The sequence below is a fragment of the Nonomuraea endophytica genome (assembly GCF_014203235.1).
Classification (GTDB): Bacteria; Actinomycetota; Actinomycetes; order Streptosporangiales; family Streptosporangiaceae; genus Nonomuraea; species Nonomuraea endophytica.
This window is the reverse complement of record NZ_JACHIN010000003.1, coordinates 440957-459043: the sequence shown is the minus strand read 5'-3', so window position 1 is coordinate 459043 and position 18087 is coordinate 440957. Positions and strand designations below refer to the sequence as shown.

Annotated in this window: 15 protein-coding genes and 1 pseudogene; 6 read left to right on the top strand and 10 right to left on the bottom strand. The window is 72.6% G+C overall.

What is annotated here, in order from left to right:
* Positions 1–298 precede the first annotated feature (298 nt).
* Positions 299–1822: an alpha/beta hydrolase gene (locus HNR40_RS14040; RefSeq protein WP_221340308.1), complete on the top strand. Its 1524-nt coding sequence runs from the start codon at positions 299–301 to the stop codon at positions 1820–1822.
* On the opposite strand, the gene HNR40_RS14035 is transcribed toward HNR40_RS14040, so the two are convergent.
* Genes HNR40_RS14035 through HNR40_RS14015 form a run of 5 tightly spaced genes read right to left on the bottom strand, consistent with a single transcriptional unit; the run spans position 1806 to position 8641 of the window.
* The gene (locus HNR40_RS14035; RefSeq protein ID WP_184961114.1) at positions 1806–4469 is read right to left on the bottom strand and encodes a sugar-binding protein; all 2664 of its coding nucleotides are present in this window, start codon (positions 4467–4469) and stop codon (positions 1806–1808) included. The genes HNR40_RS14040 and HNR40_RS14035 overlap by 17 nt on opposite strands.
* 16 nt (positions 4470–4485) lie before the next feature.
* Complete coding sequence (locus HNR40_RS14030) at positions 4486–5265, bottom strand: carbohydrate ABC transporter permease (protein ID WP_184961112.1); 780 nt, start codon at positions 5263–5265, stop codon at positions 4486–4488.
* Complete coding sequence (locus tag HNR40_RS14025) at positions 5262–6140, bottom strand: carbohydrate ABC transporter permease (RefSeq protein WP_184961110.1); 879 nt, start codon at positions 6138–6140, stop codon at positions 5262–5264. Before HNR40_RS14025 ends, HNR40_RS14030 begins: the two co-directional genes overlap by 4 nt.
* Positions 6137–7501, bottom strand: coding sequence for an ABC transporter substrate-binding protein (locus tag HNR40_RS14020; RefSeq protein WP_184961109.1), 1365 nt, complete (start codon positions 7499–7501; stop codon positions 6137–6139). The genes HNR40_RS14025 and HNR40_RS14020 overlap by 4 nt, the downstream gene beginning before the upstream one ends.
* A 3-nt stretch (positions 7502–7504) precedes the next feature.
* Complete coding sequence (locus HNR40_RS14015; RefSeq protein ID WP_312896341.1) at positions 7505–8641, bottom strand: PfkB family carbohydrate kinase; 1137 nt, start codon at positions 8639–8641, stop codon at positions 7505–7507.
* Between the two features lie 122 nt (positions 8642–8763).
* Here HNR40_RS14015 and HNR40_RS14010 point away from each other — a divergent pair, with 122 nt between their 5' ends.
* A complete protein-coding gene (locus HNR40_RS14010; protein WP_184961107.1) occupies positions 8764–9522 on the top strand; it encodes a DeoR/GlpR family DNA-binding transcription regulator in 759 nt (252 codons plus the stop codon).
* Entirely contained in the window at positions 9519–10862 is a 1344-nt protein-coding gene (locus tag HNR40_RS14005; protein WP_184961105.1) for a 6-phospho-beta-glucosidase, read from the top strand. The genes HNR40_RS14010 and HNR40_RS14005 overlap by 4 nt, the downstream gene beginning before the upstream one ends.
* Here HNR40_RS14005 and HNR40_RS14000 read toward each other — a convergent pair.
* The gene (locus HNR40_RS14000; protein WP_184961103.1) at positions 10820–12058 is read right to left on the bottom strand and encodes an acyltransferase family protein; all 1239 of its coding nucleotides are present in this window, start codon (positions 12056–12058) and stop codon (positions 10820–10822) included. The two genes, HNR40_RS14005 and HNR40_RS14000, sit on opposite strands and share 43 nt — an antisense overlap.
* Before the next feature lie 100 nt (positions 12059–12158).
* Between HNR40_RS14000 and HNR40_RS13995 the strand changes: the two are divergent.
* The 3 genes and pseudogenes from HNR40_RS13995 to HNR40_RS13985 form a co-directional block, all read left to right on the top strand.
* Positions 12159–12293, top strand: a pseudogene (locus HNR40_RS13995) (iron-siderophore ABC transporter substrate-binding protein); the annotation flags it as partial.
* Positions 12294–12411: 118 nt separating this feature from the next.
* Positions 12412–13497: a DUF6745 domain-containing protein gene (locus HNR40_RS13990; RefSeq protein ID WP_184961101.1), complete on the top strand. Its 1086-nt coding sequence runs from the start codon at positions 12412–12414 to the stop codon at positions 13495–13497.
* Between the two features lie 11 nt (positions 13498–13508).
* On the top strand, positions 13509–13958 hold the full coding sequence (locus HNR40_RS13985; protein ID WP_312896340.1) for a DUF8820 family protein: 450 nt from the start codon (positions 13509–13511) through the stop codon (positions 13956–13958).
* A gap of 70 nt (positions 13959–14028) precedes the next feature.
* On the opposite strand, the gene HNR40_RS13980 is transcribed toward HNR40_RS13985, so the two are convergent.
* From HNR40_RS13980 to HNR40_RS13965, 4 genes are read right to left on the bottom strand one after another with little or no spacing between them, the layout of a single operon-like run.
* A complete protein-coding gene (locus HNR40_RS13980) occupies positions 14029–15057 on the bottom strand; it encodes a FecCD family ABC transporter permease (protein WP_184961097.1) in 1029 nt (342 codons plus the stop codon).
* Positions 15057–16130: a FecCD family ABC transporter permease gene (locus HNR40_RS13975; RefSeq protein ID WP_312896339.1), complete on the bottom strand. Its 1074-nt coding sequence runs from the start codon at positions 16128–16130 to the stop codon at positions 15057–15059. Before HNR40_RS13975 ends, HNR40_RS13980 begins: the two co-directional genes overlap by 1 nt.
* Positions 16127–17152 (bottom strand): iron-siderophore ABC transporter substrate-binding protein, encoded by a 1026-nt coding sequence (locus HNR40_RS13970; RefSeq protein WP_312896338.1) that lies wholly within the window; start codon positions 17150–17152, stop codon positions 16127–16129. Before HNR40_RS13970 ends, HNR40_RS13975 begins: the two co-directional genes overlap by 4 nt.
* Complete coding sequence (locus HNR40_RS13965; protein WP_184961095.1) at positions 17149–18054, bottom strand: siderophore-interacting protein; 906 nt, start codon at positions 18052–18054, stop codon at positions 17149–17151. Before HNR40_RS13965 ends, HNR40_RS13970 begins: the two co-directional genes overlap by 4 nt.
* Between the last annotated feature and the right edge of the window lie 33 nt (positions 18055–18087).

Here is an 18087-nt window from a genome sequence, read left to right as displayed (position 1 = left end):
CCGGCTTTCAGCCGACCAACCCGCCATATATCCAACCATCAGGTGGTATTTCTGGTTTTTCCGGGTTTTTCAGGGTTTCAGCGTTAGCCACCGCCCCACCAGACCCGACCCCACCACCGTCCGCCCCCGTGACGCCCTTTCCCAAGATTCCCACCTCACCCCCACCCCACACACAACGCCATGCCGACGATCAACAACCCTCCTCCGGGGTACGGCCCCGCCCTCGTCCGAACGGCCAGGTGATCTCCGTCATCCGGCCGATACGCCGGGAAATCGGCGGCCACTAGCGTCGCTGGACATGCCGATGATCCACATTTCCTTCCGCACGTCCCAGCGAGCACGGTTAACGGTCCGCGTGGTGACGGCCGGGCTCGGGTTGGCGCTGCTCCCCGGACTCGCCCAACCGGCGACCGCCGTCACGAAACCCACGATCACCGTCTGGGGCGCGTGCGAAGACAAGCAGCTCAGGCAAGCGGGCGCCCAGTGTGCCAAGGTGCGCGTGCCTCTGGACTACGGCGATCCGGCGGGCCGTACCATCGAGATCGCCGTTTCGCGCGTCAAGGCCTCGGGCAAGCGGCGCGGCATCTTGCTGGCCAACCCGGGCGGGCCCGGCGGCGTGGGCCTGGGGTTCGCGTCGCATCTGCGGGCCACGTTGAAGGGCGTGGCCGGCCGGTACGACCTGATCGGGTTCGACCCGCGCTTCCTCGGCGAGAGCACCCCGATCACCTGCGGCGAGCCCGGCCCCAAACCCGAGCAGCCACGCGTCACCACGGCCCGGAGAGAGTTCGAGGAGTCGCTGCGCGCCGCCCGCGACACCGCGCGCCGCTGCCTGGACAAGGGTGACAACCGGGAGCTCCTCGCCCACGCCTCCACCGCGAACGTCGCCAGGGACATGGACGCCATCCGGGCAGCGCTCGGCGAGCGGAGGCTGTCCTTCTTCGGCGTCTCCTACGGCGCCGACCTGGGCGCGGTCTACACCCAGCTGTTCCCCGGCCGGGTGGACCGCATGGTCATCGACTCCTCCAGCGACCCGGACGCCACGCAGTACGAGCTGTTCCGGCAGTCGGGCGAGCCGCTGGAACGGGCCCTGGACCAGTGGGCCCGCTGGACCGCCGCCCGGCATGACCGCTACCGGCTGGGCCGTACCGGAGCGCAGGTGCGGGCGGCGGTGCGGCGGCTGGTCGAGGGCGCCGAGCGCAGGCCGCCCGTGGTGGACGGCGTGCGGCTGGACCCGGCCGTCCTGCGCCTGCTGCTGAGGCAGCTCGTCCAGCACGGCGAGCAGAACGAGGCGCTGGCCGGGGTGGTGCGCGACCTGGTGAACAGGCCGGTCAGGCCGGGACCGCACCTGCGGGCGATGCTGGACCTGCTCCGCTCGCCCGAGCTGGCCGACAGCATGGTGGGCGCCACGTTCTTCATGTGCGGCGACGCGGGCTGGCCTGCGGGCGGCTGGCCGGACGATCCGGAGACCTACTGGAGGAACATGCGGCGGAGCCGGGCCGCGCAGCCGGTGTTCGGGCCGCTGGTCAACGGGATGATGGCGCCGTGCGCGTACTGGGACGCGGGTTCGCGTGAGCCGGTCACCGCGATCGGCAACGCCGTACCCGTGCTGATGCTGCAGGCCAGGTCGGACAACCTGGACGGCGCGCTCGTCCTGCACCGGCGGCTGCGCGGATCGCGGCTGCTGACGGCCGAGATCCGCGCGCACGGCGTGTACGGGCGGGGCGCCGACGGCGGCAGTCCGCTGCCCTGTGCGGACCGCGCCGTCAACGCCTACCTCGGGGGTGGCGAGCTCCCCGGCGAGGACTTCACCTGCCGCCCGTGAGCCGGACCCGCGAGGCCTGCGTGCCGGGTCCGGCCTGCCAGCCCGCGACCACCGCCGCCCTGCCGGACACGTCCCGGTCGAGGGGCACGCTGACCGTCGTGCTCCCCTTCCTGGACACGGTGACCACGTGGCCGCCCGCCGTGCCCTTGGCGTCGCGCACGAACAGGTGCGCCTTGCCCGCGGCGCCCGTGACCAGCGTGACCTTGACCGAGTCCCCGCGGACCACGGCCGAGACGACCCGTCCGAAGGCGGCGCGCGCGACCGGCGGGCCGCCCGCGAGCGGCAGGTCCAGCCGTACGGCCTGCTCCAGCGACTCCGGCGAGTCCAGGCTGGACAGCCCGGTGTCCGGGATCACCGGGTCCGGCGGCGTGGTGGGACGGCCGGTCGGCGGCTGGTAGCCGGGCATGGTGGCCAGCCCCCACCGGTACGGGTCCCCCTGTACGCCACCCCACGTGGACCAGCCGATCCGGGTCTGACCGGTCTTGTCCTGGGTGTCGGAGTCGTAGAAGAGGATGTTCACCCCGAGCCGGGCGGGGTCCACGGCGCCGGGCACCTGCTCCAGCGGAATGGCCAGCTCCACCGTGTATCCGCCGTCCCCGGCCTTGGCGGCCACCGGCAGGTTCACCGGGCCCTGCCGGTTGTCGGCGTCGCGCAGCACGCACGGCGGCCCTTCCGCGGTCACCGGCAGCACCGCCGCCTTGAACGTCGTGGAAGTGTTCTCCGAGACGCCGCGCGGGTCGAGCGTCACCTCCAGCGCGTCGGTGCGCCAGTGCCGCTTGCAGTCGGCGGCGGGCAGCTTGGTGCCCACCACGTCGTCCTTGATCCGGGCCAGCACGTAGAGGGTGTCCTCGCGCCAGGCGAGCTTGGCCGTGCCCGAGCAGTCGGCCGGGGAGGCGCAGGCGCCGCCCTCCCAGAGCCGGGAGATGTCGAGCGCGGGCCCGGGGTACTCGCCGTCCGCCTCGGTCCCGTCCACGGTGGGCGCGGCGGCCGGGATCACGGTCGCGGGGACGAGTTCCAGCGCGGGCTTGCTCACGCTGGAACCTTCCCCGCTGGTGGCGGTGATCGTGTAGGCGTAGTCGCCTCCCTCGTTGGAGGTCTTCAGCGAGGGGTCGGAGTTGGTGACGGTGAACGGCACCGTGACCGAGGCGCCGGGCGCCAGCCCGCTGTAAGGAGCCTCGACGCGGTCGGCGGTGAACCCGTTCGGCAGCTCGACCTTCACGGTGCCCGACTGCGCGGTGCTGGAGACGTTCGTGACGACGACGCCGACCTGCCGCGAGCCGCCGGAGCCCAGCGTGAGCACGGGGGTGACCAGGCCGCGCAACTGCGGGGCGAGCTCGCCCGCCCACGTCTCGTACTGGCCGACCTGGGGGAGCAACTGCTGCGTCACCCGTACGGCCGCGCCCACCTCGACCTGCCGGTCCGTGTACCCGCTCCCCCGCTCGGTGGCCAGGGTGGCGGCGAGCCGTACCCGCTGGCCGGTGGAGGCCCCCTGCGGCGGCGTCACCGTGAAGACGGCGGCGCCCCCGCGCCCGGCGGACAGCCTGCCGAGCTCCCCGGAGCCGCTGACCTGCCACCCGGCGGGCGCCCGCAGCGTCACCGACGAGCGGCCGAGCGCCTCGCGTCCGCGCACGGCGGCGCGCACGGTGAACGCCTTGCCGGGCCGCACGTCGAACGCGCTCGGGGTGAGCGTGAACTCGGTGCCGAGCGGCACCGTCCCCGGCGCCCTGACCAGCGCGCCGTCGAGGATCGCGGTGGCCGCCGCGGCCGCCGGACTGCCCGGGGTCGGGAACGGCACCCGCGAGTCCACCTGCGTGAACAGGTCGCAGCCGAGCTTGGCCGGATCGGTGGGCACGTCGGGGAACCCGGCCCAGCCCTGCGAGGCGTAGACGCGCTGGGCGTCGCGCTCGATCGCCGCCCACGTGCGTCCCTGGGCGGACGAGGCGCGCCCGCTCCACACGCCGTAGACGTTGCGCGCCGGGTCGGTGACGGCCGAGCAGCCGGGCCCGACCGGCGCGGTGATGCCGCGCGCGCCGCCGAGCAGCAGGCGGGCGGGCGCGAACGGCCGCAGGCCCTCCTCGCGCAGCTGCTCGGGGAAGGCCTTGGGGTCGGCGGCGGCGTAGAACGCCTCGACGGCCAGCCTGGCGGCCTGCTGGTGGTTGCCGTGGTTGCCGGGCGACGGGGCCGGATCCATGGTGAGCAGCACTTCCGGCCGGGTCTGCCGGACGATCCGCACGACCTTGGCCAGCGTGTCGCCGCCCCAGATCCGGTCGGTGAGCGGGGCGCTGACGGTGTAGTAGAAGTCGACGTCGTCGAGGTTGAACACGTCGGTGACGCCCGCCTTGGCGACCGCCCGGCGCTCCTCTCCCTCGCGCAGCAGCCCGAGCGCGGGCCCCTCCTCGGGCCCGACGGCGTTGCCGCCGCCCTCGCCGCGGGTGACGGTCACGACGCCGGTGCGCACGTCGTGGTCTTCCTTCCACTGGCCGAGCGTGGACAGGCTGAACGCCTCGTCGTCGGGATGGGCGCCGACGAACAGCGCGTCGAGGTCGGCCGTGCCCGCCGCCGAGTCCGCCTGAGCGGGTACGGCCGGCGTCAGCACGAGCAGGGTGGCGAGTATCGACGAAAAGAGTAAGGGTGTCAGCAGGCGCATGGAACCTCCGGAGGGGCTATTCGCGGACCGCCCCCTGGAGCAGCCCGCGGATGAAGTGGCGCTGGAGGAAGAGGTAGAAGATCACGACCGGCGTCGCGACGATCACCGACCCGGCGGCGAGCAGGGCGAAGTCGGAGGTGTACTGGCCCTGGAAGAAGGCCAGCCCGAGCGGGGCGGTGCGCAGCCCCTCGCTGGTCACCATGATCAGCGGGATGAGGAACTCGTTCCACGTCCACATGAAGACCAGCAGGATCAGGGTGACGATCGCGGGCCTGGCCGGCGGCACGAGCACCTGCCAGAGCGTGCGCCAGACCGAGGCCCCGTCGATGCGGGCGGCCTCGACGATGGCGCGGCTGGAGGAGCGGAAGTAGGCGCGCATCCAGAAGGTGCCGAACGCGACCGACAGCGCCACCTGCGGCAGCGCCACCGACCAGAACGTGTCGGTCAGCCCGAGCGTGCGCAGGTCGAAGTAGAGGGGTACGGCGATGGCCTCGCTCGGCATCATGATCCCGAGCAGGAAGAGGTAGAACAGGATGTTCTGCCCGCGGAACCGCATGGTGCCGAAGGCGTACCCGCTCATGATCGACAGGGTGACGCTGACGACCACGACGAACGCCGACACCCCGAGGCTGGTGCGCAGGTAGGTGTGGAAGTGCCCGGTCTCCCAGGCCTGCGCGAACCCCTCGACGCCACCCCCCGCCGCCGCTTGAAGGATGGTGAGGATGGGGAAGAGCGCGAAGACCGCGAAGACCGACAGGATCGCGTAGTTGCCCAGTCGCTCGGCGCGGGAGATCACGAGACACTCCTGTCGGCGAAGCGGTTGATCGCGAAGGAGATCACGAAGATGACGAGGGTCAGCGTGACCCCGATCGCCGCCGCCGAGCCGACCTGGCCGAGCTCGAAGGCGCGATGGTAGACCTCGTAGGACGGCACCGAGGTGGAGTTGCCCGGCCCGCCCCCGGTGGTGATGTAGACCAGGTCGAACGTGCGCAGCGCGGCGATCACGGTCAGCGTGAGCGCGACCGCGATCTCGCCGCGCACCGAGGGCAGCGTGACCGCGAAGAACTCGCGCACCGCGCCCGCGCCGTCCAGCCGCGCCGCCTCGTACAGCTCCAGCGGGATCTTGCTCATCCCGGCCAGCATCAGCACGGTCACCAGCCCGGTCTCGAACCAGGTGCCGACCACGCCGACGGCCGGCAGCGCGAAGGTGTAGTCGCCCAGCCAGCCGCGCGCCAGGCCGCCGAGGCCGACCGCTTCGAGCAGGGCGTTGAGCGAGCCGTCGGAGGAGTAGACCTGCCGCCAGGCGACGGCCACCACGACCATGGCCACGACCTGGGGCAGGAACACCACCGTCCGGAAGAAGCCCAGCCCGCGCACCTTGGCGTGGTTGAGTATCGCCGCCAGCATCAGCCCGATCGCCAGCGGCAGCGCCGCGTAGAAGAACATGAGCACCAGGGCGTGCCCGAAGGCGTCGCGCAGTTCCCCGTCGGCGATGATCGCCGCGTAGTTGTCCAGCCCCGCCCACGTGCCGAGCGTCAGCCCGTCCCAGTCGTAGAGCGACAGCTGCACCGCCCGGCCGATCGGGTAGAGCAGGAAGGCCGCGTAGACGGCGAAGGCCGGCAGCAGGAACAGGTAGGCGACGCGCCGGGGCTCGCCTGGCGGCCGGGTCATCCGTTGCTGTCCACGAACTTCTTGTAGTCCTTCTCCAGCGTGGCCAGGAACTCCTCCGGCGTCGCCTTCTTGGCCATCAGGTCCTGCAGCGCCGCGCCGAGCGTGTCGGCGAAGGTCGGGGTGGCGTAGTCGAGGTACGGCAGCAGCCCGTCCTGCTTGGTGATGGCGGCGAAGGCGGTGAACATGTCCTTGGTCGGCCCCTCCTCCACCGTCTGCCGGTCGGTGTCGGCGACCGGCAGCAGGCCGTTCTGGGTGAGCACCTTCATCGCGTCGGCGTTGGTGATGAAGTCGAGGTACGCGGCCGCGGCGTCGGGGTTGGGGCTCTTGGCGGTGACGGCGAACGGCAGGCCGGTGCCGCCGGTGGCCGCGGGTGTGCCGGGCGGCAGGGAGAAGCCCAGGTCCTTGCCCATGCTCTTGCCGAGCTCGCCGATCAGCCAGCTGCCGCCGATGTAGAAGACGCCCTTGCCCTTGCCGAACGCCTGCCAGGAGGCGTCGTAGCCGAGGCCGTTGACGTCCTTGTTGAGGTAGCCCTTGTCCATCCAGTCGACGAGCTGCTGGGCGGCCTTGGTGTTCTCCGGCGTGGACCAGGTGGCGCCCTTGCGGCCGAAGCCGAGCGTGGCGATCTGATCCTTGGGCACGAACTGGCCCTGGACGGTGCCGAAGACGTGCACGGCGGGCCACTTGTCGAGGTTGCCGAGCATCAGCGGCTGCTCTCCGGCCTGCTTGGCCTTCTCCAGCGCGGCCTGGAAGTCCGCCCAGGTGGTGGGCGGCTGGAGGCCGAGCTTGGTCAGCTTGGTGCGGTTGTAGAGGAGGCCGACGACCTCGCCGGCCTGGGGCATGCCGTACACGCTGCCCTGTCCGAAGTCCTTGCCGTCGGGGGTGTAGCTGACGTACTGCAGGACGGACTGGGGGTAGCGCTTCTTCCAGCCGTACGCGTCGGCGTAGGCGTCGAGCGGGCGGAGCTGGCCGGCCTTGACGAAGGCGCCCATCTGGGGGCGGCCGTTGTTGGCCTGGACCACGTCGGGCGGCTCGTTGCCGCTCAGGGCCAGGCGGAGCGTGGTGTTGAGGTCGTCGAAGGAGCGCGAGACCCGCTTGATCGTAATGTTGGGGTACTTGGCCTGGAACGCGGTGTTGAGCGCGGTCATCTGGGCGTTCTGCGCGCCGCGTACCTCCTGGTCCCAGACGGTCAGCGTCACCTTGCCGAGCGCGGCGGCGTCGGTGCGGACCGCGGCCGGGCCGCTCGACGGGGCCGACAGTGCCGACGACGGAGCCGCCGGCGGAGCCGAGGACCCGGGGGCGCAGGCGGCCGCGGCGAGCGCCACGGCACCGGCGGCCAGCGCGGCGCGCGTGGAGGCGTTCATGGGTTACTCCTTCTGGGCAGGCGGCTGGGGAGCCATCCCCAAATCGGCGTAGCGGGCGATGGTCGCGGCCGCCCTGCGGACAGCGCCGACCGGTACCGCGGGGACCAGGGTGTCGAGGAAGGCGTAGCGCCGCGCCAGCGACTCGCCGTAGGCGCCGGTGTGCCCGGCCGAGGCCCGCACCTCGTGCCACCAGTCGGCGATGTCGCCCCAGCCCGGCGCGGCCAGCGACCCGCCGAACTGCTGGACGGCCAGCGCCGCGCAGAGCCCGGCGAACGACAGCCGGTCGGTCAGCGGCCACTCGCACAGCGTGCCGAGCACGAACGCGGCGCCGAAGACGTCGCCCGCGCCGGTGGGGTCGAGCGCGTTCACCCTCGGCGAGGGCACGAACGCCTCCTCGCCGGTGGTGGAGTCGATGGCCATCGCGCCGTTGGCGCCGTCGGTGACCACGGCGACGGGCACCCGGTCGGCGATGGCGTAGAGCGCGTCGCGCGGGGTGTCCATGCCGGTGTAGGCCATGGCCTCGACGGCGTTGGGCATGAAGGCGTGGCAGACGGCGAGCTGGTCGAGCAGCGCCTGCGACCAGGCGCCCGACGGGTCCCAGCCGACGTCGGCGAAGACCAGGGCGCCGTCGCGGTAGGCCAGGTCGGCCCAGTTGCAGTCGCCCTCGGGGCCGCCGAGCGGCTCGTCGGGGGAGAGCGTGACGATGACGGCGCGGGTGCGCGGCGGCTTGCCGATCATCTCGGAGGCCGACATGGGCGAGGGATGGCCGTGGGTGACCATGCTGCGGTCGCGGTCGACGGCCATGGAGACGGTGACGGGTGAGTGCCAGTGCTCGAAGCGGCGCGACCTCGACAGGTCCACGCTCTCCTGCTCCTCCAGGGTCCGCCAGCAGAAGTCGCCGTAGTCGTCGTCGCCGAACGCGGCGGCCAGCGAGGTGCGCAGCCCCAGGCGGCTGGTGGCGATGGCGAGGTTGGCGATGCCGCCGGGACAGGAGCCCATCCCCTCGGCCCACACCTCGCTGCCGGCGGTGGGCATGGCGGGCAGGCCGGTGAAGACGATGTCCAGGAAGACCATGCCTGCCAGGAAGACGTCGAACTGGGGGCCCTCGGAGCTTCGCCGCTGGGCGAGAGGGTCGTACACGATAGCCGGTCCTCCTCGACAGATCGAAGATGTGCGCAATCTTGCACGTTTGCTCGCTCATAGCAAGGGCCATTGATAAATCGTGCTCACTGATGCGCGAAAATGACTGATACGATCCGTACGTGCTTCAGCGCCTCCGGCATGAGGAGATCATGCGCCGCGTCCGGTTGTCCGGCGCCACAAGCGTGCACGACCTGGCCAGGCAGCTCGGTGTGAGTCCGTCCACCATCCGGCGCGACCTGGAGGTCCTCGACCGCGACGGCACGCTCAAGCGGGTGCGCGGGGGCGCGCTGCCCAGTGTCGACGCCGACACCGACATGCCGTTCGCGCAGGTCGCCGCGATCCACGAGGGCGACAAGGAGGCGGTCGCGGTGTGCGCCGGGCGGCTCGTGCGCGACGGCGACGTGGTCCTGCTCGACATCGGCACCACCACGATGCGCCTGGCCAGGCAGCTGCGCGGGCGCCGGGTCACCGTGGTCACCTCCAGCCTGGCCGTGCTCGACGTGCTGCGCGCCGATCCCGAGGTGGAGCTGCTGGTGCTCGGGGGGATGGTGCGCCGGCCGTACCACTCGCTGGTGGGGGTGCTCACGGAGGAGGCGCTGCGGCAGGTGGTCGCCGACCGGGTCTTCCTCAGCGCGAGCGGGGTGCGCCGCGACGGGCAGATCGTCGACACGACGCTCGCCGAGGTCCCGCTGAAGCGCGCCATGATCGCGGCGGCCGGGCAGGTGGTGCTGCTGGCCGACCGGCACAAGTTTCCCGGCACCGGCGCGTTGCGGGTGTGCGGGCCAGAGGATCTCGACGTCGTCGTCACCAACGACGGCGCCGACGACAGCACGCTGCGCGCCTGCGCGGCGGCCGGCGCGGAGGTGGTACTCGCATGAAACTGGCCGTTCTCGGCGGCGGGGGCTTCAGGGTCCCTCTCGTGTACGGCGCGCTCCTGCGTGACCAGGCGAAGCCGCGCGTGGAGGAGGTGGTGCTCCACGACGTCTCCGAGCGGCGGCTGGCGGCCATCGAGAGCGTGCTCGGCCAATTGGCGGCCGGGCACGAGCGCCCGCCGAGGGTGCGCACCACCACCGACCTGGACTCCGCGCTGGCCGGCGCCGACTTCGTCTTCTCGGCCATCCGCGTGGGCGGGCTGGCGGGGCGCACGGCCGACGAGCGGGTGGCGCTCGAGTTCGGCCTGCTCGGGCAGGAGACCACCGGGCCGGGCGGCGTCTCGTTCGGGCTGCGCACGATCCCGGTGGCCGTGCACGTGGCCGAGCGGGTGGCGGCGGTGGCGCCACGCGCCTGGGTCATCAACTTCACCAACCCGGCCGGGATGATCACCGAGGCCATGCGCGGCGTGCTCGGCGACCGGGTCGTCGGCATCTGCGACTCGCCGATCGGGCTGATCAGGCGGACCGCGGCGGCGCTCGGCCTGGACTCCGCCCGCGTCTCCCCCGACTACGTGGGGCTCAACCACCTCGGCTGGCTGCGCGGGCTGGTCCACGAGGGCCGCGACGTGCTGCCCGCCCTGCTCGCCGACGACGCGGCGCTGCGGCAGGTGGAGGAGGCGCGGATCTTCGGCGGCGACTGGGTGCGCACGCTCGGCGCGCTGCCCAACGAATACCTGTACTACTACTACTTCAACCGCGAGTCGGTGGCCGCGGCCCGGGCCGCCGAGCACACCCGTGGCGAGTCGCTGGTCCTGCAGCAGGACCGCTTCTACACCGCCGTGGCCGAGCGCCCCGGTGACGCGCTGACCGAATGGACCCAGACCCGCCGGGAGCGCGACGCCAGCTACATGGCCGACACCCGCGACCTGACCGGGGCCGGCGCGCGTGCGGACGCCGACCTTCAGGCGGGCGGGTACGAGGGGATCGCGCTGGCGCTCATGGCGGCCATCGCGCGGGGCGAGCCGTCCACGATGATCCTCAATGTGCGCAACGGCAGCGCCGTACCCGGGCTGCCGGCGGAGGCCGTGGTCGAGATCCCGTGCGCGGTGAGCGGCGCGGGCGTGCAGCCGCTGGCCACGCGGCCGCTGCCCGGCCGGTTCCTGGGCCTGATGCAGCAGGTCAAAGCGGTGGAACAGGCGACGATCGAGGCGGCACTCACCGGCTCTTCGGCGTTGGCGGTCGAGGCGCTGGCGCTGCATCCGCTGGTCGACTCGGTGGACGTCGCCCGGCGGCTGCTCGACGCCTACCGGGCGCGCGTCCCGGAGCTGGCCGCCGTCTTTTCCTGATGTGGGGTGGTGAGGCGGCGGGCGTAGGACTGCATGGGGCGTTCGAGGTAGCGGTAGGTCAGCCAGCTCGCGGGCAGCATCAGCAGCAGGCACAGCAGGCTGATCCCGATCTGCAAGGGGGCGGGCGCCCAGCGCAGGTCGCCGGTGATCGCGATCACCCCGGTCAGGATCGGCAGGTGCAGAAGGTAGAGCGAGTAGCTGATCACCCCGAGCCACACCAGCAGCGCGGGCACCCGGCGGGTGCGCAGGAGCATGCCGCCCGCGAACGTGGCCGCGGCCAGCACCATCGTGGTGATCCACACCGGCGGCCGCACCCACCACCACCCCGCGTCCAGCGCCCACACCGGGGTCAGCGCCACGAGGATCGCGGCCACGGCCACCGGCCACAACCGCCCGGTCCCGCGCTCCCACCGGTGGATGGCGGTCCCGGCGAACATCACCGACAGGATCGCCGCCCCGAACCACGGCGTGGGGCTGGCGGTCAGCAGCAGGGTGAGGGCCATGACGCCGAGGGCGACGGCGGCGGCCGTACGGAAATATCCGGTGATGACGCAGGTCAGGCCCAGCCCGAAGACGGCCAGTGACACCCAGGACAGCCACGCGCCCGTCAGCGGCGCGTTGCTCAGCACGAGACCGGCGGCCATCGCGGCGGCGGCGAAGGCGACCGACAGCGCGCCGCGGCCGACCCGCACGCCCGCCACGAACAGCGCGGCGACCAGCAGGTAGAAGACCATCTCGTAGGACAGGGTCCACATGGTGTTGACCACGCCTCCGGCGCCCACCACGTCGAGGAGCATGGTGGCGTGCGAGGCCAGCGCCGAGGCGTCGCGTGGCACCTCCCGGCGCACCGGCAGCCAGAACGACAGCGCCAGCACCACCGCGATCACCAGAAGGTAAAGCGGGTACAGGCGGAAGAAACGGCTGATCCAGAACGCGCGCACGTCGCCCCTGCGTTCCAGGGACACCGGGATGATGTAGCCGCTGACCAGGAAGAAGACGAGCACGCCGTACATGCCGAGGTTGAAGGACGTGGGGCGCAGCCACGGCATCGCCCAGGTCAGCAGGTGCTCGCCCACGACGGCGAGCGCGCCGAGGCCGCGCAGGGCATCGAGCCAGGCCAGCCGCGCGGGCGTCCCGGCGGCGACGGCGGGTACGGGCGGGGCGGCGGCGACGTCGTCGGGACGGGCAGCAGGCATATATCCCAACGTACCGAAGTGTCAGGAAAATCACCTTCAGTCCTGGATCAAGGTTCGCTCGGCCGACAAGCCCGCCGCCGAGCAGCCGGCCGCGGGGCAGGCGGCGGGCGCGTTCCCCGTCACCATCGACAGCGCGCTCGGCCAGGCGAAGATCACGCAGCAGCCCAAGCGCGTGGTCACGCTCGGACAGGGTTCGGCCGAGACCGCGATCGCGCTGGGGATCGTCCCCGTCGGCCCGCGCAGGGCCACGCCGATGGTGATCCCGCACTGACCGGCACTTGCGAAGGCCGCGCCCGGCCTGCCATCCTGGCTCACATGATCGTCGACAGAAAGGGCGTGCGCGCCCTCGCTCCGTGAGTGAGCAGAGGCGGCCGGTGGCCGCCGACATCCACGATGAATGGCTGGTCCGGGCGTTGTCCACGCTGCCCGCCGACCGGCCCACCGCGCAGGCGGCCATCACCTCCCTGTACGAGCGGCTCGGCCGTCCCGCGCCCGCGTTCGTATGGACCGCCTCCCCCGCCGCCGCGCTGGACCACGTGCCACGCGGCATCCCCGTCCAGGCCTTCGGCAGGCTCGACTCGGCCGCCGAACTGTCCGTCGCGCAACGCCTCGCGACCCTCGTCTCCACCCTGCGCCACGCCCTCGACGAGCGCGTCGGCCACGTCTGGAACCCCGGCTGGTCGTCACGCGGCCCCGACCCGCTCGACGCCGCCGTACGCGATCCCCTGCGCGAGACCGTCCGCGACGGCGTGTGCACCCCCATCCGCCTCGCGCTCCCCCTCGCCGACCGCCTCACCTGGTACGGCCAGCACGACGCCTACTGGATCGCCCACTACGACGCCTGGCGGCGCGCGGGCGGCAGCCGCTACGGCGCCCTGGCCGCCCAGCTCGAACCGTGGGCCGAGCTGGCCCGATCCTGCGGCTGGTGGTGGCCCCTGGAAGATCGTTGCGTGATCGCCGAGCGCCCGCTGTCGATCCGCCTGCGCGACGGCCGCCTCCACAACGACGACGGCCCGGCCGTCACCTTCCCGGACGGCTGGTCCGTGCACGCGCTCAACGGCTTCGTCGTCCCCGAGTGGGTCATCACGGGACCCACACCCGGCAAGATCGCCGCCGAGCCGAACGTGGAGGTCAGGCGCCTGGCCATCGAACGCCTCGGCTGGGGCCGCTACATCGAGGAGGCCGGGCTGCGCCTGGTCGCCTCGGCCCCCGACCCCGGCAACCCGGGCTTCGACCTGGAGCTGTACGACCTGCCGCCGACCGCGCTCGGCCGCCGTCCGAGAGTACTGCTGGCCGTCAACGGCTCGGAGGAACGCGACGGGCGGCGGCGGCGCTACGGCCTCGGCGTCCCGCACTTCATCGACGAGCCCGTGGCGGCGGCCGCCTGGACCTACGGCCTGTCCGCCCACCACTACACCCAGCTGGCCCGGCGCACATGAAAGGAGAAACCGTGAACCTCGACACCCTGTCCCGGCGTACCGGCCTGACCGTCCTGGACCATCTGGAGCGGCAGGTCGCCATCCCGGTCATCGACGGCCTCCAGGCCCAGGGCGACCTGCTGATCGTCCCGATGCCGATGGTGGCCGTGGCCATCACGTTCCGGCCGGGGGCCCGGTGGGCGAAGGTCTTCGGCAGTGGCCTGGAGGTCCTGCGCGGGGCCGCGGGCGGCAATCCGCACACGCTCGTGGCCGACGACGGGGCCTGCGCGTGGACCTGGGACGTCCGCGACACCCTGGACCTGGCTTTGGGTGTCTTCCGCTGTACCCGGCCGGTCTACCTCCTGCATCCCGAGCACGGGGCGACCGGCTTCACCCCCGGCACGTACGTGGTGCGCCGCCAGCGGGAGTTCGACCACCGCGGCTGGCGGCGCGGCGGCGGCAGCCGCCTGGTCGCCGACTAGCGGTGAGGGCCCGCTCAGACGCGGCGGGCCCTTTGGCGTGGCGGGCTCTACGGCTCAGCGGGCTCCTACCTCAGGCGCGGCGGGCTCTGGCCAGGAGCCACAGGAGCAGCGGGGCGCCCAGGACGCCGGTGACCACGCCCACCGGCAGTTCCAGGTCCGGGATGACGCGCCTGGCCACCAGGTCCGCCGCGAGCACCAGGAATGCACCGGTGAGCGCGGAGGCCAGCGGGGGCGGCCAGGCCGTACCGGCGACGCGGCGGGCGATCTGCGGGGCGGCGAGCGCGACGAACGCGATGGGACCGGCGGCGGCGGTGCCGAAGGCGACCAGCCCCACGCCCGTCGCCAGCAGCGCGAGCCGGGCCCGCTGCACCGGCGTGCCCAGCACGACGGCGACGTCCTCGCCCAGTTGCAGCGCCCGCGACGAGCGGCCGAGCAGCAGGGCGAGCGGCGCGAGCACGGCGAGGGCCAGGGCGAGCGGCGTCACCTGGTCCCAGGTGCGGCCGTTGAGGTTGCCGAACAGCCAGCCGAGCGCGGCCTGCGCCTGGAAGACCTCGGTGATCACCATCAGGTACTCGGTGGCGCTGGTGAACACCCACGACAGCCCGACGCCGATCAGCACGACCCGGTAGCCGGTGACGCCGCGCCGCCACGCGAGCGCGTAGGTGAGCAGCGCGGCGGCCACGGCGCCGGCGAAGGCGAGCACCTGGATGCCGGGACCGGAGTCCAGGCCGAACACCATCCCGGCCACGACGGCGACGCCCGCGCCCTGGGTGACGCCGATCATGTCGGGGCTGGCCAGCGGGTTGCGGGTCATGGTCTGCAGCAGCGCGCCGGACAGCCCGAACGCCGCCCCGGCCATCAGCCCGACCAGCGCCCTGGGCAGGCGCAGCTGCCAGACCACGAACAGCTGGCCCTGCTCGCCCTGCCCGAACAGCGCGCCGACGACCTCGCCGAGCCCGAGCGGGATGTCGCCGAGCCCGACCCCGAGGCAGAACGCCAGGAACGCGAGCACGGCCAGGCCGAGACAGACGGCGACGAGCCGGATCCGCACCTGCCAGGAGACGGGCGGGGCGGGCAGGCGGACGGTGAGGTTGGCCATCAGAGCTCCGCGAGACGGGCGCGGCGGGCCAGGATCACGAAGATCGGGCCGCCGATGAACGCGACGATGATGCCCGCCTGCACCTCGATCGGCGGGACGATCATCCGCCCGGCGACGTCGGCGGCCAGCAGCAGGCAGGGGCCGAGCGCCGCCGACAGCGGCAGCAGCAGCCGGTGGTCGGTCTCCCCACCGGCCCAGCGGGCGACCAGCCTGGCCAGGTGCGGGATGACCAGGCCGACGAAGACCACGGGGCCGATCGCCGCGACCGCGGCGCCCGTCAGCAGCGTCACGGCGGCGGCGCCCTGGAGCCTGACCAGGCCCACCCGGCGGCCCAGCGCCACGGCGACGTCGTCGCCGAGCGCGAGGCTGTTGAGCGCGGGCGCCGAGGCCAGCGCCAGCACGATGCCCACCGCGACGAACGGCGCCAGCTGCGGCATGAGCTGCGAGCCCTGCCCGGCCAGCGAACCGGCCGACCAGAACCGGTAGCGGTTCAGCGACTCGGGGTCGGCCAGCACGATGGCGCTGGTCAGCGAGCTGAGCATGACGGTGACGGCGACTCCGGCCAGTGCCAGCTTCACCGGGGTGAGGCCGTCGCGGCCGAGGCCGCCCAGCACGTAGACGGCGACGCTGACGACGAGCGCGCCGGCGAAGGCGAACCAGACGTAGCCGTAGAGCGAGCCGATGCCGAACGCGGCGATGGCCACGACGACCGCGAACGCGGCTCCCGCGCTGACGCCGAGGATGCCGGGGTCGGCGAGCGGGTTGCGGGTCAGCGCCTGCATGAGCGCGCCGGACAGGCCGAGCGCCGCCCCCGCCATCAGGCCGAGCAGCGTGCGCGGCACGCGTACCGACCAGATCACGTCGTGGACGGCCTTGGTGACCTCGCCGCCGCTCAGCGCCTGCACGACCTGGTCGAGCGGGATCGCCCGCGCGCCGACCGACAGCGACAGCGCGCACAGCACCACGAGCCCGGCGATCGGCACCCCGAGCAGGATGGCCCCGCGGCCCAGGCGCGCCGCGGGCTGAAGCCCCGCGCGTTCGCGCGCGCCGGGCTTCAGCGCGGCCGATCTCACGAGGAGGGTTCTGGCTTGGTCTCCGGCTTGCCGTCGACCGCCGCCGACAGCATGGGAACCAGCCGGTCCAGCAGGTACGGCAGGCTGAGCACCGTGATGAAGGAGGCGGAGTCGGCGAAGTCGGTGCCGTCCACGACGAACACCTCGCGGGCCTCCTTGGCCACCTTGAGGTTCTTGTAGACGCCGTCGCCGCGCAGCGTGGCCACGTCCTTGTCGGCGTTGGTGACGCTCCAGATCAGCACGTCCCGGTCGAGCAGGTCGAGCCGCTCGCGGCTGATGTTGGCGCCGAACTTGTCGCCGATCACCTTGTCCAGGTCGGGCGGGAGCTGGAAGCCGAGCGAGGCCAGCAGGCGGCTGCGCGGGTCCTGGCTGCCGAAGACGAAGTACCCCTCGTACATGCTGACCATCAGCGCGCCCGCGCCGGCGAAGGGCGGGTTGTCCTTCTTGATCTGCTCGAAGCGCGCCTCGACGCCCTTGACCATCGTGTCGGCCTCGGCGGGCTTGCCGACGATCGAGCCGATCGTCCTGGTGAGCTCCTGCCACGGGATGCCGTAGTCGATGTACTGCTTCGGCTGGGCGACGGTGGGGGCGATCTGCGACAGCGTCGCGTACTGCTCCTTGGTCAGCCCGGAGTACAGGCCGATGATCAGGTCGGGGCGCAGCGCCGCGATCTTCTCGGCCTGCGGTCCGGTGCCGGTGTCCTTCAGCACCTGGGGTACGGCCGCGCCGCCCAGCTTGTCCTTGGCCCAGGGGCCGACGGCGCCGGGGTGCTCGCCGAACCACTCGGTGGTGCCCACCGGGACCACGCCCAGGGCGAGCAGGGCGTCCTGCTCGACGAGGCCGACGGTGACCACCCGCTGGGGCGGGGCCTTGACGGTGGTGCTGCCGTACTTGTGCTCGATGGTGACCGGGGTGAACCCCTTCGCCGCCGGCGCGCTCGTGGCCGGGGCGGCGGCCAGGTTGTCCGGGGCGCAGGCGACCGTGCCCAGGAGGACGGCGACCGCCAGGATGATGCGCTTCACGCGTTGTTCTCCGCCCTGCCCATGCGCCAGTAGCCCATGAAGGCCACCGCGCGCTTGTCCATGCCACGCTCGGCCACCAGGTGGCGCCGCAGGGCTCTGATCATCGCCGCTTCTCCGGCCAGCCAGGCGTACAGGGGGCCCTCCGCCTGCTCTTCCGGCACCTCCCAGAGCTCGTCGACGTCGACGTCTATTTCGCTAAAGTCGATGTCCTCGAAGGAGTCGGCGGGCTTGTGGTCGGGAAGCAGGCGTCCGGCGGCCGCCTCGACGGCCGGGATGAGCTTGTCGCCGTGTTCGCCGCCCTCGCGGGCCAGCCACGTGACGGTGACCTCGCCCGGGGCGTCGACCGGCAGGAAGTCGGTGGTGTGCGGCACCTCGATGAGCGCCTCGCCGCGGGTGCCGGCGGGCAGTCGCTCCAGGGTGGCGCAGATCGCCGGGGCGGCGGTCTCGTCGCCGGCCATCAGGATGGCGCCGGTGCCCTCCGGCGGGCGGAACTCCAGGCCGCCGTGCGGCTCGCCGTAGCGGACGTCGGGGCCGAACAGCGCGATCTCGTCGCCGGGCCGGACGGCGCCGGCCCAGCGCGCGGCGGGGCCGCCGTCGCCGTGCAGCACCACGTCCACGTCCACCTCGCGCACGTCGGGGCGCACGTTGCGGACCGTATAGGTGCGCATCGGGTTGCAGCGGTCCTGGGGCAGGGCCCGCCAGCGCTGGAACCAGTCGGGGCCGGTCGGGAACTGCGTCAGGCCGTGGCCGGGCAGGGGGAAGATGAGTTTGATCCGCTGGTCGTACCCGTTGTCGGCGAAGAGGTCGAGGTCCTCCCCGGTGAAGGTCACGCGCAGGAACGACGGGCTGAGCAACTCCAGCCCCCGCACCTGCACATCGAACAAGCGAAAGGGTTCAACCACGACAAACTCCACTGATCACACGGGGGATTTAGG

What these genes read in the sequence shown, in the direction of transcription:
- HNR40_RS14020 (WP_184961109.1), bottom strand. Translation starts at nt 7,501, where the DNA reads ATGAACGCCTCCACGCGCGCCGCGCTGGCCGCCGGTGCCGTGGCGCTC.
- HNR40_RS14005 (WP_184961105.1), top strand. Translation starts at nt 9,519, where the DNA reads ATGAAACTGGCCGTTCTCGGCGGCGGGGGCTTCAGGGTCCCTCTCGTG.
- HNR40_RS14025 (WP_184961110.1), bottom strand. Translation starts at nt 6,140, where the DNA reads ATGACCCGGCCGCCAGGCGAGCCCCGGCGCGTCGCCTACCTGTTCCTG.
- HNR40_RS13980 (WP_184961097.1), bottom strand. Translation starts at nt 15,057, where the DNA reads ATGGCCAACCTCACCGTCCGCCTGCCCGCCCCGCCCGTCTCCTGGCAG.
- HNR40_RS14035 (WP_184961114.1), bottom strand. Translation starts at nt 4,469, where the DNA reads ATGCGCCTGCTGACACCCTTACTCTTTTCGTCGATACTCGCCACCCTG.
- HNR40_RS14000 (WP_184961103.1), bottom strand. Translation starts at nt 12,058, where the DNA reads ATGCCTGCTGCCCGTCCCGACGACGTCGCCGCCGCCCCGCCCGTACCC.
- HNR40_RS14040 (WP_221340308.1), top strand. Translation starts at nt 299, where the DNA reads ATGCCGATGATCCACATTTCCTTCCGCACGTCCCAGCGAGCACGGTTA.